The sequence below is a fragment of the Desulfosporosinus sp. Sb-LF genome (genome assembly GCF_004766055.1).
Taxonomy (GTDB): domain Bacteria; phylum Bacillota; class Desulfitobacteriia; order Desulfitobacteriales; family Desulfitobacteriaceae; genus Desulfosporosinus.
Genome location: NZ_SPQR01000009.1, coordinates 53,524 through 69,860, shown reverse-complemented (window position 1 = coordinate 69,860; position 16,337 = coordinate 53,524). Strand labels below are relative to the sequence as shown.

Here is a 16,337-nt window from a genome sequence, read left to right as displayed (position 1 = left end):
ACCTCCACATTTTGTGTATATACAAAAAAGCCTGCCCTTAAATAAGGACAGGCTTAACCTGCTGTACCACCTTAACTAATGCCCATTTAAAAGGCATCTTCGCTTACCAGGTGCAATCACACCCTTGCCCAATAACGCTGGCTAGCGTTGAAAGCTACTAAAGCCTAGGCTTTTTCACTCCACCCTCAGGGGCCCATTTACCGCTCCAGAACCTGCCGAGCTTCCACCATTCTCGGTTCGCTAAAAGGTCGGTTTGACGGTTTTACTTCCCCATCAACAGTTTAGAGATATGATAGCATGTTATACAATACAATTCAATACATGTGATCTGTATAAGTGCAAAAAAATTCTACTCGGTTCTGTTGTTGTTAAGGAGGTTTTAGTTATCAGTTGCTTTCGGAGTAGGAAAAGAATGGTTGACAGACTATATAAATCATTCTAAAATTAGGGTCTGAATAAAAATACATATAAGCGTATAATTCGCTCGAAAGTTAGGGGCATTATATGAAAATAGTTTCTGGACATGGTAACTATATTCGTGGGGAAGGTTTGATCGGTCAAATCGGAGACTATGTAGGCTCCTTTGGCGAGAAGGCCTGTTTATTAGGTGGGAAAACATCCCTAAGTCTTGTATCAGCTCCGATAATGAAAGACCTTTCGCAACACGGTATTGAGGTGCTTCCTCCCATTTGGTATGGAGGAGAATGTAGTGAGAGCAATATACATAACCTAAAAAATCAAGTCGAGGAGTTTCAGCCCGATGTTCTTTTGGTCGCGGGTGGAGGGAAAGCAATCGATACCGTTAAAGCGTTGGGATACCTACTGGATCTCCCTGTGATTGCAATTCCCACGATTGCCTCGACCTGTGCTGCAGCGACTTGTATATCCATTCTTTACGATGATAAAGGAGAGTATCTGGAGATCAGTCGTAACTCTAAAAACCCCGATCTGATCTTAGTTGACACTCAAGTTATCCTTGAAGCACCCGTGCGGTATTTAGTTTCTGGGATCGGCGATACGTTAGCAAAATGGTTTGAATCCAAGGCTTCAAACCAAAAAGCAGAACCGAATGCGTTTAACTGCGGTGCCGTCACGTTAGCACGATTTGTTTATGAACTCCTATTAAAGGAAGGAAAACGTGCTGCTGAGTCGATACGCAATGGGGTCGTTTCAAGAGAACTCGAAGATGTTATTGATGCGATTATCGTCGTAAGCGGTAGTATCAGTAACTACGGTGGAGATGATTGTCGGACCGCTGCCGCTCATGCTGTCTATTCAGGCCTCACTATTTTCCCGGAGGTTCATGAGGTATACCACGGAGAAATTGTTGCGTTCGGGATATTGACCCAGTTGGCTATGGAAGGTCGTCCAGATGAAGAAATCCTAGACGTAATTTCGTACTACAAACAAGTCGATTTGCCCAAAACCCTAGGCGAGATGGGGATTGACGCTTCCCTCATTTCAGAAGAAAAATGGCAAACACTTGGTAGTGTTACGGTTGAAATTGAGGATATGGCTAATATGCCCTTTGAAGTTACCCCTCAAATGGTAATCGATGGAATTCGTCGTGCCGATCAACTGGGGCGCACAAAGGAGAGAGTTCTATGAATGTAAACAACATCGTCCGCAAGGTTTATCCAAAGTTAACACCTTATAAGTGCGAGCTAGCGGACCTACCAGTCGAAGAGATTAAAGCGGTTCTTGGCAAGGAAACGGTGTACAAGCTATCCTTCAATGAAAGTCCTTTAGGTCCATCGCCGAAAGTAATCCAAGCCATGACAGAGTCACTTTGTGATTTGAACCTTTATCCTAGCTCAGCAGGGGATTCGATCATGAAGAAAATCGCTGAGATCGAGGGAGTTAGCCCAGGTCAGGTTATTCTTTCCAATGGTGCCGATGAGATGATCCTCCTTATAGCCCAAACCTTTTTAGAGCCAGAGGATGAGGTCATCATTCCGAAAGTGAGTTTTATTCAATACCTTGCAGCGACGAATCTTATGGGAGCGACACCGGTCTTTTCTGAAATGAGCGAAGATCTCTCCTATGATTTAGAAGATGTACTTAGAAAAGTGACCTCAAAAACCAAGGCAATCTTTTTGTGTAATCCGAACAATCCAACGGGTACCATCATTCCTAAAGCCGAGCTTGTGAAATTTTTAAATAAACTGCCGGATCATATTCTGGTAGTCATCGACGAAGCTTACCATGAATATGCAGTTTCACCCGAATTTGAATCTGGGGTTCGGTATTTAAACCAACACAAATTCCTCTTTGTGGTCCGTACCTTTTCTAAGGCTCATTCTTTGGCGGGTGCGCGGCTTGGATATGGTATTGGGACGATGGAAGTGATTGATGCCATCAATCATGTTCGCCCGCCCTTTAACGTCAATGCCGTCGTCCAGGCGGGAGCATTAGCCAGCCTAGAGGATCTAGAGCATATTCAAGAAGCGAAGGCGCTCAATAATCAGGGTAAAGAACTGATGTATGAAGTCTTCGAATCACTGGGATTACCCTATCGAAAAAGCGATACCAATTTTGTTTTCGTCGATACCAAAATGGATAGTAACGTGATATTTCAAAAGTTGGCCGAGCATGGAGTAATCGTAAGAACGCTAAAGGGTTACGGGCTGGATACATCCATTCGGGTATCCGTAGGGAAGCACGAGGGAGTCCTTGCTTTTGTTAACGCCTTAAAACAAATTATGACCCAAGCGTAAAAGTTCAGTTTCCACATTAATTCAGTTGCCCAAAAAGCCCAAAAATGGAAGGAGAAACGACATGAAAAAGATTATGGCCCTGGTTTTAGCTCTAGTTCTGATTCTCAGTTTAGCAGGTTGCGGCGCCGCGACTACCACAAAGGAGCAACCCAAAGAGGGACAAGCAGCCGCTCAAAAAGCGCCCTTAAAAGTAACGTTACCGACCTGGACTGGTTATGGACCCTTATTCCTTGCACAAGAGAAAGGACTCTTTAAAAAACATGGAGTTGATGTTGAGTTAACGATCGTTGACGGTTTAGCAGAGCGTAAGCAAGCTTTGGCCGGCGGTAAGATTGATGGCATGGCAACAGCTCAAGATGTTCAGGTCACCCTAGCCGCTTCGGGAGTTCCTGTACAAGTCGTATGGCTTATCGATGATTCCTACGGTGGGGACGGAATCCTTGTTAAGAAGGAAATTCAATCCGCTGCCGACTTAAAAGGGAAAAAGGTTGCCTTTGAAGTTGGTTCCACAAGCCATTTGTTGATGTTGTCTGTGTTAAAGAAAGCTGGTTTAACGGACAAGGATGTTGAAGTAGTACCCATGTCAGCAGGGGATGCTGGAGCCGCTTTTGTGGCTGGAAAAGTTGATGCTGCAGTCACTTGGGAACCTTGGCTTTCCAAAGGGGCCAGTGCTAATGGTAAAGTGTTAGTTTCCACTAAGGACCTTCCAGGGATTATCGTGGATAGCATTAGCTTTAGAAATGAAGTCATTGAAAAACGTCCCGATGATGTTAAAGCCTTTGTTGCTGCAATGGCAGAAGCAATGGACTATTGGAAGGCTAACAAGGACGAATCGGATCAAATTATGGCTAAAGGCTTAAAAATCGATGTAAAAGAGTTTACCTCTACGGTTCCTGGCCTTAAGTTCTTTAATAAAGAAGACAATAAAAAATTATTTGGATCAAGTGCAAATCAAGGCTCAATCTATCAAGCAACCAAGAGTGACATTAATTTTTACGTCGAGCAAAAGATTATCGATAAGGCCATTACTCCGGAAAGTATTATCAATTCCAAGTTTGTTGAAGGACTGTAGGAATGAAGAAAGGAGTGCCCGCAAGGGCCTCCTTATTTAATGTCTCACATCTTAAAAAGCAACGTCAAGCAACCGGGCGATAAAACACATTGAAAGGGGGAGTAGTGATGTGGAAAAATATTTTCGCTCCCAAAAAGGAAATTTCTAAAGGTTTATATTCTTCGGCGGGGCTCTTGGCCTTCATACTATTTATTTTAATCTGGTCTATCCTTAGTTTTACCGGAATTGTAAATCCGCTCTTTCTTCCAAGTCCCAGTAAGGTCATTGACACGGCTATTAATCTATTTTCTCAAGGAGATATATTAAAGGATATTGGAATTAGTTTTACAAGGGTGAGCTTAGGCTTTTTGCTGGCTGCACTAATCGGTGTACCCTTAGGGATTCTTATGGGGACACTCCGAATCATGGAAGGATTTTTAGAGCCCTTAATGGGTTTTATTCGCTATATGCCTGCTTCAGCCTTCATTCCCCTGTTCATTTTGTGGATCGGCCTCGGTGAGGGTGAAAAAATGAGTGTCATTTTCTTCGGGACATTCTTTCAGTTAACCCTGATGGTTATGGATGTGACCAAGAACGTTCAAAATGATTTAATTGAAGTATCCTATACTCTGGGGGCAAGTAAAGCACAGATCTTTAGCAAAGTAATCCTTCCTGCCTCTCTCCCAGGTATCGTGGATACTCTAAGGATCACCTTTGGTTGGGCTTGGACGTATTTGGTTGTAGCCGAAATTGTCGGTGCTTCGAGTGGTTTAGGGTATATGATCATGCAGTCCTCCAGATTCTTAAGGCCTGATAAAATTTTTGTGGGAATTATTATTATTGGCTTGCTGGGTCTGGTGACAGACATTCTCTTCAAGTTCATCTATCGTGCTTCATTCTCTTGGATGAGAAAGGAGGGAGTGTAAATGGATCATAAACTTGTCATTGACCAGGTGGGCAAAGTGTTTTCTACTAAGGGTGGCGAAATGGTCGCACTCGATCGTACGTCTTTTAAGGTAAAAGAAGGCGAGTTTATCACGATCCTCGGTCCTTCAGGGTGTGGAAAATCCACCATATTAAGGATCGTAGCGGGACTCGAAGAGCCAAGCTCAGGAAAGGTTTACCTTGATGGGCATGAGGTCAAAGGCCCTGGCCCTGATCGAGGTATGGTATTTCAATCCTATACCCTTTATCCTTGGTTAACCGTGGAAGATAATATAGCCTTTGGATTAAAACTCAAGGGAACCTCTCAAAAACAATGTAAAGAAGTAGCTCAACATTATCTTGAGCTTATTGGGTTAAACGGTTTTGAGAAACACTATCCGATCCAACTATCGGGGGGAATGAAACAGCGGGTGGCGATTGCCCGTGCGCTGGCAAATGACCCTGAAATACTCTTAATGGATGAACCGTTCGGTGCCCTAGATGCTCAGACTCGGAGCATTATGCAGGAAATCCTGCTCAAGGCGTGGGAAGAGTCCAAAAAGACGATTCTCTTTATCACGCATGATGTGGAAGAGTCCATCTTTTTAGCAGATTCAGTTTATGTCATGACGGCTAGACCGGGACGTCTAAAAGAGAACATCTCTGTGAATCTGCCTAGACCTCGCGATTACAATATTAAGAGCAGCTCAGAATTCTTAAGTCTTAAGAACCGATTACTTGAACTTATCCGTGAAGAGACTTTGAAAGCCCTTAGGTAGTACTTAGCATGCCGATTTTTCAGGCATAGTTCAATGTAATAGAAAAAGTAAAATAGTACCTTGCGAGGTGCAAGATACTATTCATAAAAAGGGTGCTGTAAAGAGTCATCAGAAGGGAAACCTCTTCGATGACTCTTTAAAATTTTACCCTTGATGTATAATTAACTAAACACTGCTGGAAAATAGGTGACCCAGCCTCCGCTTAAGCTCTTAACTCGTGTAAATCCGTGTTGAGTTAAAATTCGATAAGCTAAATAGCCGCGTAAGCCGATCTCGCAGTAAACTACGATATCCTTATCTTTGGGAAGTTCGGCTAAGTGGTTGCGGAGTTCGTCGATCGGTATGTGTAGAGAACCGAGAATAAATTTACCTCTTCGTTCTTCAATCGTCCGTACATCGACGATACAGACCTCTTTCGGGTTCATTTTTTGTACGTCATACCAATGGACCGTACGAACATCTCCATTGATAATATTTTCAGCAACGTAGCCTGCCATGTTAACTGGATCTTTAGCCGATGAGAACGGTGGAGCATAAGCCAACTCGAGTTCTTGCAAATCATAGATAGTGCCTTGGCGACGGATTACCCCAGCGATGTCATCGATTCGTTTATCGACACCTTGAGACCCGACAATTTGGGCCCCGAGAATTCGACCAGCACTTTTTTCAAAGATAAGCTTAAGGGATAACCGTGTTGCTCCGGGATAATACATTGCGTTGGAAGCAGAGTGAGTATAGGACACTTCATAAGGTATTCCTAATTTCTTGAGCGTTTTTTCATTCGCACCGGTCGAAGCCGCAGCCAGATCAAAAATCTTGGCGATAGAAGTCCCCTGAGTACCCTTATACTGACTATTCCGACCCGCGATAACGTCGGCAACAATGCGACCTTGTTTATTGGCAGGTCCGGCTAGTGGTATAAGTGATGCTTGTCCTGTTATTAAGTGTTTGACTTCGATAGCATCGCCCACAGCGTAAATATTAGGATCAGAGGTCTGTAGTCTCTCATTAACTTTTATTCCACCTAAGTCCCCGATCGTCAGTCCGGCTTCTTTAGCTAATTTTATTTCGGGTTTTACTCCAATGGCTAAGATTGTTAAATCAGCTTCAATTTGTTCACCGCTTTGGAGCGTAAGGATGGTTTTATTCTCTTTTTTATCAAAGGCTTTTACTCCATCTTCTAAAATAAGGTTGACTCCTTTGGTGAAAATGTGTTCATGGAGAATTGCGGCCATTTCGAAATCTAGAGGAGCCATGACCTGATCGCCCATTTCTACAATCGTTGTATTGACTCCTCGAGCCTGGAGATTTTCAGCCATTTCTAAGCCGATAAATCCACCGCCTACTACAACTGCGGTTTGAGGTTGCTGTTCATCAATATAGCCCTTAATCTGATCAATATCCGAAACATTACGCACGACAAAGGATTCGATATCGTTGATCCCAGGAATAGGTGGACGAATCGGGGCTGCCCCTGGAGAAAGGATCAATTCATCATAGGATTCTCGGTAGATATGGCCATTAGCTTCTTTGACTTCTATTTCTTTTTGCTCAGGAAAAATACGGGTGACCTCACTGTGGATTCGAACATCGATATCAAAGCGTTCTTTCATACCAGCAGGTGTTTGAACTAAAAGTGCATTCCGCTCAACAATGACTCCACTAACATAATAGGGTAAGCCACAGTTGGCATAGGAAATATGTTCTCCACGCTCAAAGATAATGATTTCCATTTCTTCATCCAAACGGCGCAATCGTGCCGCGGCGCTGGCTCCTCCAGCAACTCCGCCAACAATGAGTACCTTTTTGCTCATGAATAACGTCTCCTTCAGCTGTTAGATTTAACCTCCAAGTTACTTAAGTTTATGTGAAAATGATAGCATGATTATTGGCATTTGACAATAATCATGCTATCATTCTTTTGTGCAATAATATAGAAAATCATTTGGAAGGTGATAATATGCCTAGGCCAGTTAAATGGAGAAGGGTTGAGTCTATTCCCGAGAATAAATATTTCGCACCCTGTCCAAAGGGGAAATGTGCATGCCTGGAGGGAATTCAAGAGGTTCAACTTAAAATAGAGGAATTAGAAGCCATGAGGCTTAAGGATATAGAAGGACTCACCCAGGAAGAGTGTGCCGGAAGGATGCAGATTTCTAGACAAACCTTTCAGAATATTATCGATGAGGCGAGGAAAAAAGTTGCGACAGCCCTCATAGAAAATAGAGCGATCACTGTAGGGGGAGGGCACTATACTAAAAATGTCTGCAATTTCAAATGTAGTTCCTGTGGAAATGAAACGATGATAACCTTTGAGGAGCGGGGACGAGTGTGCAAACATTGTGGATCAAATGAAGTGGTATGTAATAGGAAACAATGTAATACCGAATGTGAGAGGTGATGTCAAGAAGGTATTCTTGACATCACCTCTTGGCGGGTTCCAGGAACCCGCTTCGCTCTTTTAATTCGACATTTCCTCGAATGGGCCAGTCCCTAGAAAACAGTGAACCCACATTTGTTGTGTAGTCTGATATTAGTGATTATACATGCCTTAGTGCATCTATTGGATTTAATCTGCTTGCTTTTCTCGCAGGAGCTAGGCCAAAGATCATACCCACTGCTGCCGAGAAGCCAACGGCGAGTATAATTGTCCAAGCTGTAATTATAAACGAGAATTCCATGATGATCGACGCAGCTAAGGCCACTAAGATTCCTATGATCAACCCTAATATGCCCCCGAATAGGGAAATAAAGATAGATTCAATGAGAAATTGTAATTGAATTTGGGCAGGCTCCGCTCCTAACGCTTTTCGAAGCCCTATTTCTGTCGTGCGTTCCGTAACGGAGACAAGCATCATATTCATAATTCCAATTCCACCGACAAGCAGTGATATTGAGGCGATGCCGGCAAGCAAAAGGGTTAGCATCCCTGTTATATTACCGATAACATCAATGATATTCTGCATATTAAGCACATTGAAGGTGTTTTCACGGTAGTTAAAGGCAGAATTGAGAATTGTGGTAACATCATTAATAATACTCTCTGACTTGGTTGGATCGCTCATATACACATCAATATTTGTAATGTTCCTTACTCCGAGTGTCTTCATAGCTGAGGTGTAGGGCATAATGACGATATCGTTGGTCGAACCCGTGATCGAACCACTCGTTGCGTTTAACACGCCAACAATGGTAACTGTATTGCCATTGATTAATAGTGGCTGGCCAATGGGCTCACCACCGAAAAATAGCTCTTTTGCAAGGTCGCTGCCCAGTACGGCAATTTGGTTTTTTGTATTAACATCAAGAATGTTAACACCTCTGCCTCTTGCCAAACTTTCCTGTTCTGTTTTGAAGTAAACATCATTTTTACCTTGCACAGAAACGCCTGTTTTTACATGACGGTTATACACGATTGAGGTTTTACCCGAAACAGTCGGCGAAACTCCACTAACATTATTCACCCTTGAAAGCTGCTCTAAATCCTTTTCACTCAGCCCTTGTTTCAACCGAGTACCCATAGCGGTAATGGTGATTTTATTGGCACCCAGTGAGGATATCTGGCTCGTAATGCTTCCCGTTGCACCTTGTACTATGGTAATAAGCGCGATGATAGAAGATACCCCTATTAGCACACCAAGGACCGTTAAAAAGGAACGCATTTTATTATGTGTAATATTGCTCCAAGCCATTTTCATACTTTCTTGTAGCATTAGTTCATTTCCTCCTCACTTAAACGTCCATCAAGGATATTCACAATTCTTTTAGAATGTTTGGCAATACTCGTATCATGGGTAATCATAATAATCGTTCTTCCTTCATCATTAAGTTCCTTAAATAACTGCATAATTTGTTGTCCGGTCTTTTGGTCCAGTGCCCCGGTTGGCTCGTCGGCCAGCAGGATTGACGGTTCAGTCACAACAGAACGGGCAATTGCAACACGCTGTTGTTGTCCACCCGAAAGCTGGTTCGGGTAGTTATTCATTTTCCCGGCAAGGCCTACACGTTCCAGTATTGCTGCAGCTCTTTTTTTGCGGTCTTCCGGCGATACACCCGCATAAATCATGGGCAATTCTACGTTTTCAAGGGCATTCAATCTCAGCAGAAGCTGAAAGCTCTGAAACACAAAACCGATTTCTCGATTTCGTATTCGTGCTAATTCCTTTTCGTCTAGATCTTCAACATTTTGATTGGCTAGCATATAGTTTCCGCTGGTAGGAACATCAAGACAGCCAATAATATTCATAAGGGTGGATTTGCCGGAGCCGGAGGGTCCTAAGATCGATACAAACTCACCTTCATTAATTTTCAGATTGATATTATTAAGTACCACGAGTTCTTCAGCATCTAAAAAGTAGCATTTGACAATGTCCTGCATACTTAGAATTTCACTCATTGTCCCTTGGCACCTCCGGAGCTTCCTTGAGGGGTTGCGGTTTCTTTGGTGCTTTGCCTCATTGGGGAGCCAGAACCAAAACCGGTGGGCTTAACGGTTGGAGGGACTAGTACGGTGTCATTGGCGGTCACACCACTTTTAATCTCTACGTGTACTCCATCATTAATACCTAGTGTTACCGCGACAGTTTTGGGTGTATTATTGTTGTTGCTGTCTTTTATCAAGACATAAGGACTGTTGTTCGCGTCAAACTGTAGGGCAGACATCGGTAGAAGAACGACATTAGACACGCTTTGATTTAAGACCTTGGCTTCTGCCGACATACCTACGCGCAGGTTGCTATCCTTAGGGAGTGAAATGGTCGCTATAAAATTTGTAACACCGTTAGCGTATTCACCCTCTTTAGACACATCGGTTATTTTCCCACTAACATCTTTACTAAAGGAATGAATGGTAACGGTTGCGTCCTTGCCTATCGAAACAGCCGACAGGTCGTATTCATCAACCTGTACTTTCAGCTGCAAATCAGAGTAATCAACAATATCAATCAGCTTTGAGCCAGGCATAAGCTGTGCATTTTCTTCAACATATATGGTTGAAACTTCTCCAGCGATCTTTGGCTTTATCTCTCCGCCCATCACGGTCGTCATTAAAACAGAATCCGTTGTAACCTGTTGCCCCTCTTTAACCTTAATTTCGTTGATTTGCATCGTCTTATCCGCTAAAACCGTTTGTCTGTTTTTGGCCTCTACGCTGCCCGAGTAGCTGTAATTGGTTGCTAAATTTCCAACCATAGGTTTAACTTCGGTATAGTTTGTTTTTTTAGGCATAGCATAAAGTGCAATACCTGATGCCACGGCTAAAACTCCGATGATTGACCATATGATGACCTTCCTATTTCCCTTTTTATTATTTTTCATGATAATTACCCCTTATTTTTGCTTTGTTTTTTAGCAGTTTGCCTATTAATCGTAGTAATATACCAGAAACTTGTGTAAAGGGAGATGGGTCTTCCTATGGGCAATTCCTTGTAGGAGATTATGAAAACTTCCGTTCTGGTGGATGTAACAGTAAAGAATCCCTGGGGGGCCAATAACACAGGCATCCCAGGGATTCTTTGCTGTTCCGCAGTCCTATAAAGTTACATTTCTTTAAAGTTCTTTTATGTTCTAATATGATAAGGGACAGATTATCGGGTAGGTAAAATTTCTACCCAGTAATTATCTGGATCATTAATGAAGTAGATGCCCATTTCCTTGTTTTCGTAGCAGATACAACCCATTTGCCTGTGATGTTCGTATGCAGCTTCAAAATCATCGACCGTAAACGCAACGTGGAATTCGTTTTCTCCTAAGTTATAGGTTTCGGTTCTCTCCTTCAGCCAAGTTAGCTCCAAGCTATGCTGGGTAACACCGTCTCCAAGATAAACAAGGATAAAGTCCCCATTCGCCTGCTCATGTCGTTTAACCTCTATTAATCCTAAGGCATCCTTGTAGAACTTGAGGCTCTTCTCAAGATTAAAAACATTGATATTGTTATGGTCAAATCTGAATTTCATCGTTCTAATTCCTTCCTTTCATTTGTCGATCTTGACTAGTTTCTTTCGGAAAATCCTATCCTAAGACTTGATTAGCTAACTGATAGGGATCAATAATTATTGTATAATCATGACGAGGTGATAACAATGGTAAACCAAAATTTCAAACTTAAATATTTGTATCACAGTGGTTTCTTAGTAGAAACGGATAAAAATCTGCTTATATTTGATTACTATCAAGGCGAGGCCGAAAGTTTAGTCAAAGAAAGTTCTAAACATATCTTTATCTTTTCCTCTCATAGTCATCCTGACCATTTTAATCCTGTGATCCTAGAATGGCAAAAAGACAGACCAGATATCAAATATATCTTAAGCTCTGATATTAGTGTTCCACAAACGATGGAGAACATTAACGTTCTATCTCCCTATGAGAAGCTTGAACTAGGTGACTTGAAAATAAAGGCCTACAATTCAACGGATATAGGCGTATCCTTTCTTGTCGAAGTAGAAGGTATTCGATTCTTTCATGCCGGAGATTTAAACTGGTGGTACTGGTCTGGTGACACCCCAGAGGAAATGATCAAGGCCGAAAAAGGTTTTAAAGACGAGGTTCAAAAAATCAAGGGGGAAACGATCGATATTGCTTTCTTCCCGGTCGACCCGAGGCTCGAGCAAAACTATAGTGCAGGAGCGGAGTACTTTATTCAGGAGCTTGCCCCCCGTATTTTCATTCCGATGCACTTTGCAGATAGCCCTGAGATCGCCACGAAGTTTGCTAACAAGATGCAGGAATGCCCCAGCAAAATTTTGACTCTTTTTCAAAAGGGACAAGAGATTATACTTTAAGTTAGCTGTTGATCTACAGAGGATGAGATGAGAATAATGACTAAATATAAGACTGCAAGAGAGGGAGCATGTTTTTAGGAACGTATGGTCAAAATAAACCAAGGTTCAATAAATCAAGGAGGGGTAGCAATGGATGAAATAGAAAAAATACACGATACGCAGGAGAAAGCCGAACAAAATAAAAAGCATCAAGGTAAAGGGAATCCAGACAGAAAGTTACCCAATAAGCAGCACAGTACCAATAAATAATCCTTCACAGAACCATGATCTTAAAAGATCATGGTTCGATTAACAGGCCTATATTCTCCAAGATGATAAAAATATGTCGTCGACTTGTTAATTTGGACGGAAAATAAAGAGAAGGACAGCAATTGTCCTTCTCTTTATTTTGGCATTAAATTGTAATTTGGTACTATTAGTTAAATATCACCTTAATGGTTTTTATTAATCCATTAGAGGTAACCCCAGTGAGCGTAACGGTTCCGCCAGCAACTGCACCAGTACCTGTGATCGTGCCATCGGAATTGACATTGAATTGGTCATTCGTTAAAGTGCTTCCAGAAGCGACCTTTGTAATTTGTGCTAATTTCATACCTTTTGTACCATATTGATCGAGAGCATAGAAGTAAATGGCTGCTCTGTCTGTAGAACTTCCAGCGGCATTAAATCTTGCCATAACTTTGTTGGGAGCTAAGACACCAGAAGCGACACTCACTGTTGCAGTAGTTCCGTCGGAACTTACTGAAACGCCAGGCACAGAAGAATCAACTTTAGCGACAAGAGTACTAGCGACAGGTGCTGCAGTCGAAGATTTGATCGGTGTCGTAAGTGACTTGACAGTGCCATCCGTGCCTAATATCGTTACGGTTAAATTTGTGGTTGAATCTGTAACATTATTAGCTAATTTCCCGGCAATTACCTTTACGGTATCATAGGCACCTACTGGAGTTTCGATAGCAAAGTCTTTTGTATTATCTACAAATGCTCCAATGATTGGAGTGCCACCTAATAGTACTTTTGTTCCACTTGCTGTCGCACCATAAACTTTTGGATTAGCGTGATAGTCAGTATCTCTTCCAGTGATAGCAGTCAAATCGGCATTAGCATAGATTGGATTTGCCACTGCATCGACTGTATAGCCTTTAATATCATCATTTTTTATGACTGAGAACGTGACTGATTGCGAGTTAATCACTTTGGTTGGATCAGCTATAGCGACTAATTGGAAGTTGACTGTTGCAGTTCCAGTTTTTACGGCGTTAATCATAATTGGATTTTGGCCAACCTTTGCTGGTCCCGTTGTACTTACAATAGTGTTATCACTTGATACAGCTAGAACTTCGTAAGTGTCGGTACCACCTGTCATATCAATGAGTCTACCATATTGATCTTTAACAGATAAACCACCTTTATCATAACCGAAGTCGATTTTTTGAGCAGCACCTGCTTGCATAGCGCTTACTAGGATTGAAGAATCTACACTTAATGTGTCAGCTTTGACAGCTTTTTGAATGTTGATGGTGATTGAACTAAATTTACCGGTTGATGTCATAGCTGTTATGATCATAGGACCGTCAACGGATTGTGAGTTGTTTTTCAACACAGCTGTTCCATCGATGTTTGTGTCAAGTGTTGCTCCGGTAAAGGTAATACCCGTCAAATCACTTTTCTTGGTTAAAGCAACGCCATTTTGATCAAAAGCTGTAAAAGGAATCTCTTTTTGTTCGTTAACAGCTATATCATAGGCTGGAACCATTAGCGTAAAGGTATCGACTGTTGCGGCTTTCTTTAAGGTTACATTTAAGGTTGAAGTAGTTCCTGAATATGACATTGCTGTAATTGTTACAGGAAGATCCATTGAAAGATTACTATTACCAACAACAGTAACTTTTATGGCCGCTTTGTTAGAATCGCTAGGGTCCGTGACTACTTGAGCTAGGACATTAGAGTTTGAAGTCGTTAAGCAATTCTGATTACCGCTGATAGTATTAGTGATCAAACCATTGACTACGAGGTCATAATCTTTTGTAGCATTACCACTTACATCAGTAGCAGTATAATCAATATAGAATACGCTTGAGGTATCTCCATCTGTCAAAACTTTTCCATTAGCATTTGATAAGGTATTCAGGGTCATATTGCTTAATGTGCCAAGTGCTGAAGACGTAGTTAAAGTAGCATTGGTTGAAACTCCAGACGTTGAATCATAACCAGTTATGCTTATCGAAGGAGACTGCATAAGATTCTGACCACCTGCACCTGGGTCTAATTTAAGCAAGCCTTTATTTATGGTAACAGTACCAGCTCCACTTTGGAATGTTAAACTATTAGCAAGAGATGACGTTGTAATATCATTTCCATATTGGTCTAAGACATTGTAAGTTGCATACCCAACATTTGCACTGGTGATCGATAATTTAGTCGACGTAATATTAATCTTGGCAACCTTTTGTGCGGATATAGCAACAGTTGAAGTTCCAAGATCGGTTGTGTCATTCTTAACAGCTACTGTATAAGATCCTTCTGGCAAATTGGAGGCACTGCTCACGGTAGCTTCTGTCTTAGCGGCATTCCAAGTCATGGTTACCGTAACAGGAGTCGTTGATCTCTGCACAGTAAATGTAACCTTGGAAGTATCTGCTGGAGCTTGGTTGAAGACTACTTTGAAGCTCGAAGCGCTGATAGCACTTACGGATGTAACTGCGAGATTACCTTGTGCAGGTGTCGGAGTGCCGTTTACCACTCCGGTTAGGACTGAATCAGAAACGACGGCCGAACCACCGAGGGCTGTAACAACACTACCAGCAGCAAGTTTACTGTGAACAAACGTAGCAGCAGCGGGAACTGTTCCGTCCGTGAGAACAATTGCTGATTTAGTCTGAGCTGCAAGTGGTGCACCAGCAAGAGCATCAATGCCTGTTACGCCGTTAGCTACATAGACATTGTTAAACTCAAGAGATGAGCTGAAATCTTGGATGACTTGGTTGTTAGTGTCATAGGCAGTATTGCCAGCGTGACGGGTTGCGTCAGGAAAGGCAGCCTTTACAGCATCACTGATAACGCCTGTTCCGCCGATAACATCCGAGGATATGATGCTTGTGTTGGCAGTCAAGAAAGCTTGTACACTCGCAGGAACTGAACCTCTTTCAGTTAAGAGAATCGGCTCATTGGAAGCTGAGGCTATCGAAGCAATCGAGAGCGCGTCTTGGTTCAACCAGCCATAAGCAACAGCAACTTTAGAAACGGGAGCGCCAAGGGTTACCATTTTCTTAGCTATATTCACGGATGTTTCGAAGCGGTCTGCTCCACCAAGGGGAACAACTGTAATACCCATACCTTTTAATTGATCAAGCACTGCTTGACTGATCACGGCAGTTCCGCTAGTTACATAAACTGTTTTTACATTCAGTTTTGTGAGCTCAGCTTTAGTATCAGCATTCAAAACGTTTCCAGGCTCTTGTAGAAGAATTGGAGCATTAAGGAACGTAGCGAGCGGACCAGATGTCAGTGCATCCACCATGCCATAAGAGGCAGATGATGCCAGAACTGCGGTGCCTGTCCAGCCAGTTTGATCAGCGATGGTTGCTGCAGTTTGGGCAGCGGTTGTGCCGGCTAGGCGAGTTGGAACCGTACCAGAGGCAAAGGCGTTGAATGGTAGCATGCTTAAGGTCATACCTGCAATAGCTAATGAAGCTAAGGTTTTTTTAGTTTTATTCATGTTGTAATAAATCTCCTCTCAATTTGGAACATTGCGCAGCATCTAAAAGTCTCCCACCGGATTTTATGGAAGCGTCCTCTCCAAAAATCTATCCTTCCGGCGGCGTACCCTTTAGAACAACTAAGGATGAAGAAACAAATAAAAGGTCGAATGCTGTCGTATATAATTCTTTCGACAATCGAATATTAACATATTAAACGAAAAAATACATTAAAAGGCTATTGGATATATTGCCATTTATTACTTCTTGTTACTTTTTATCAAAATACCGTAACTAAGATTAAAAAGCCGCATTGGACACACAAACGAGTAGACGGGGTCACAGTGAATAAGCCGACTTCTAAAATTAGAAGTCGGCTTATTTCTTAT

General features: G+C 42.2%; 14 protein-coding genes. 8 read left to right on the top strand and 6 right to left on the bottom strand.

Annotated elements, in window-relative coordinates; translation table 11 throughout:
- Positions 1 to 504: 504 nt before the first annotated feature.
- From E4K68_RS14370 to E4K68_RS14350, 5 genes are all read left to right on the top strand, one after another.
- The gene (locus E4K68_RS14370; RefSeq protein ID WP_135379630.1) at positions 505 to 1,608 is read left to right on the top strand and encodes an iron-containing alcohol dehydrogenase family protein; all 1,104 of its coding nucleotides are present in this window, start codon (positions 505 to 507) and stop codon (positions 1,606 to 1,608) included.
- Positions 1,605 to 2,717: a histidinol-phosphate transaminase gene (gene hisC, locus E4K68_RS14365; protein WP_135379629.1), complete on the top strand. Its 1,113-nt coding sequence runs from the start codon at positions 1,605 to 1,607 to the stop codon at positions 2,715 to 2,717. The genes E4K68_RS14370 and hisC overlap by 4 nt, the downstream gene beginning before the upstream one ends.
- Before the next feature lie 61 nt (positions 2,718 to 2,778).
- Positions 2,779 to 3,789 (top strand): ABC transporter substrate-binding protein, encoded by a 1,011-nt coding sequence (locus E4K68_RS14360; RefSeq protein ID WP_135379628.1) that lies wholly within the window; start codon positions 2,779 to 2,781, stop codon positions 3,787 to 3,789.
- A gap of 107 nt (positions 3,790 to 3,896) precedes the next feature.
- Positions 3,897 to 4,694 (top strand): ABC transporter permease, encoded by a 798-nt coding sequence (locus E4K68_RS14355; protein WP_135379627.1) that lies wholly within the window; start codon positions 3,897 to 3,899, stop codon positions 4,692 to 4,694.
- Positions 4,695 to 5,471, top strand: a complete 777-nt coding sequence (locus E4K68_RS14350) for an ABC transporter ATP-binding protein (protein WP_135379626.1) — start codon at positions 4,695 to 4,697, stop codon at positions 5,469 to 5,471.
- A 161-nt stretch (positions 5,472 to 5,632) separates the two neighbouring features.
- Here E4K68_RS14350 and E4K68_RS14345 read toward each other — a convergent pair whose 3' ends face one another.
- Complete coding sequence (locus E4K68_RS14345) at positions 5,633 to 7,285, bottom strand: FAD-dependent oxidoreductase (protein WP_135379625.1); 1,653 nt, start codon at positions 7,283 to 7,285, stop codon at positions 5,633 to 5,635.
- Between the two features lie 146 nt (positions 7,286 to 7,431).
- Here E4K68_RS14345 and E4K68_RS14340 point away from each other — a divergent pair, with 146 nt between their 5' ends.
- Positions 7,432 to 7,872 (top strand): DUF134 domain-containing protein, encoded by a 441-nt coding sequence (locus E4K68_RS14340; RefSeq protein ID WP_135379624.1) that lies wholly within the window; start codon positions 7,432 to 7,434, stop codon positions 7,870 to 7,872.
- Positions 7,873 to 8,011: 139 nt separating this feature from the next.
- Here E4K68_RS14340 and E4K68_RS14335 read toward each other — a convergent pair whose 3' ends face one another.
- The 4 genes from E4K68_RS14335 to E4K68_RS14320 form a co-directional block, all read right to left on the bottom strand.
- The gene (locus tag E4K68_RS14335) at positions 8,012 to 9,184 is read right to left on the bottom strand and encodes an ABC transporter permease (RefSeq protein ID WP_135379623.1); all 1,173 of its coding nucleotides are present in this window, start codon (positions 9,182 to 9,184) and stop codon (positions 8,012 to 8,014) included.
- On the bottom strand, positions 9,184 to 9,867 hold the full coding sequence (locus tag E4K68_RS14330) for an ABC transporter ATP-binding protein (RefSeq protein WP_135379622.1): 684 nt from the start codon (positions 9,865 to 9,867) through the stop codon (positions 9,184 to 9,186). Before E4K68_RS14330 ends, E4K68_RS14335 begins: the two co-directional genes overlap by 1 nt.
- Positions 9,864 to 10,787, bottom strand: coding sequence for an HlyD family efflux transporter periplasmic adaptor subunit (locus E4K68_RS14325; protein ID WP_135379621.1), 924 nt, complete (start codon positions 10,785 to 10,787; stop codon positions 9,864 to 9,866). The genes E4K68_RS14330 and E4K68_RS14325 overlap by 4 nt, the downstream gene beginning before the upstream one ends.
- 269 nt (positions 10,788 to 11,056) lie before the next feature.
- The gene (locus E4K68_RS14320) at positions 11,057 to 11,425 is read right to left on the bottom strand and encodes a VOC family protein (RefSeq protein WP_199241779.1); all 369 of its coding nucleotides are present in this window, start codon (positions 11,423 to 11,425) and stop codon (positions 11,057 to 11,059) included.
- 126 nt (positions 11,426 to 11,551) lie between these two features.
- On the opposite strand from E4K68_RS14320, the gene E4K68_RS14315 reads away from it, so the two are divergent.
- Complete coding sequence (locus tag E4K68_RS14315; protein ID WP_135379619.1) at positions 11,552 to 12,250, top strand: MBL fold metallo-hydrolase; 699 nt, start codon at positions 11,552 to 11,554, stop codon at positions 12,248 to 12,250.
- Between the two features lie 129 nt (positions 12,251 to 12,379).
- Positions 12,380 to 12,499 (top strand): DUF4023 domain-containing protein, encoded by a 120-nt coding sequence (locus E4K68_RS14310; protein WP_135379618.1) that lies wholly within the window; start codon positions 12,380 to 12,382, stop codon positions 12,497 to 12,499.
- Positions 12,500 to 12,665: 166 nt separating this feature from the next.
- On the opposite strand, the gene E4K68_RS14305 is transcribed toward E4K68_RS14310, so the two are convergent.
- Entirely contained in the window at positions 12,666 to 15,968 is a 3,303-nt protein-coding gene (locus E4K68_RS14305) for a cell wall-binding repeat-containing protein (protein ID WP_135379617.1), read from the bottom strand.
- Between the last annotated feature and the right edge of the window lie 369 nt (positions 15,969 to 16,337).

What these genes read in the sequence shown, in the direction of transcription:
- E4K68_RS14370 (WP_135379630.1), top strand. Translation starts at nt 505, where the DNA reads ATGAAAATAGTTTCTGGACATGGTAACTATATTCGTGGGGAAGGTTTG.
- hisC (WP_135379629.1), top strand. Translation starts at nt 1,605, where the DNA reads ATGAATGTAAACAACATCGTCCGCAAGGTTTATCCAAAGTTAACACCT.
- E4K68_RS14360 (WP_135379628.1), top strand. Translation starts at nt 2,779, where the DNA reads ATGAAAAAGATTATGGCCCTGGTTTTAGCTCTAGTTCTGATTCTCAGT.
- E4K68_RS14355 (WP_135379627.1), top strand. Translation starts at nt 3,897, where the DNA reads ATGTGGAAAAATATTTTCGCTCCCAAAAAGGAAATTTCTAAAGGTTTA.
- E4K68_RS14350 (WP_135379626.1), top strand. Translation starts at nt 4,695, where the DNA reads ATGGATCATAAACTTGTCATTGACCAGGTGGGCAAAGTGTTTTCTACT.
- E4K68_RS14345 (WP_135379625.1), bottom strand. Translation starts at nt 7,285, where the DNA reads ATGAGCAAAAAGGTACTCATTGTTGGCGGAGTTGCTGGAGGAGCCAGC.
- E4K68_RS14340 (WP_135379624.1), top strand. Translation starts at nt 7,432, where the DNA reads ATGCCTAGGCCAGTTAAATGGAGAAGGGTTGAGTCTATTCCCGAGAAT.
- E4K68_RS14335 (WP_135379623.1), bottom strand. Translation starts at nt 9,184, where the DNA reads ATGCTACAAGAAAGTATGAAAATGGCTTGGAGCAATATTACACATAAT.
- E4K68_RS14330 (WP_135379622.1), bottom strand. Translation starts at nt 9,867, where the DNA reads ATGAGTGAAATTCTAAGTATGCAGGACATTGTCAAATGCTACTTTTTA.
- E4K68_RS14325 (WP_135379621.1), bottom strand. Translation starts at nt 10,787, where the DNA reads ATGAAAAATAATAAAAAGGGAAATAGGAAGGTCATCATATGGTCAATC.
- E4K68_RS14320 (WP_199241779.1), bottom strand. Translation starts at nt 11,425, where the DNA reads ATGAAATTCAGATTTGACCATAACAATATCAATGTTTTTAATCTTGAG.
- E4K68_RS14315 (WP_135379619.1), top strand. Translation starts at nt 11,552, where the DNA reads ATGGTAAACCAAAATTTCAAACTTAAATATTTGTATCACAGTGGTTTC.
- E4K68_RS14310 (WP_135379618.1), top strand. Translation starts at nt 12,380, where the DNA reads ATGGATGAAATAGAAAAAATACACGATACGCAGGAGAAAGCCGAACAA.
- E4K68_RS14305 (WP_135379617.1), bottom strand. Translation starts at nt 15,968, where the DNA reads ATGAATAAAACTAAAAAAACCTTAGCTTCATTAGCTATTGCAGGTATG.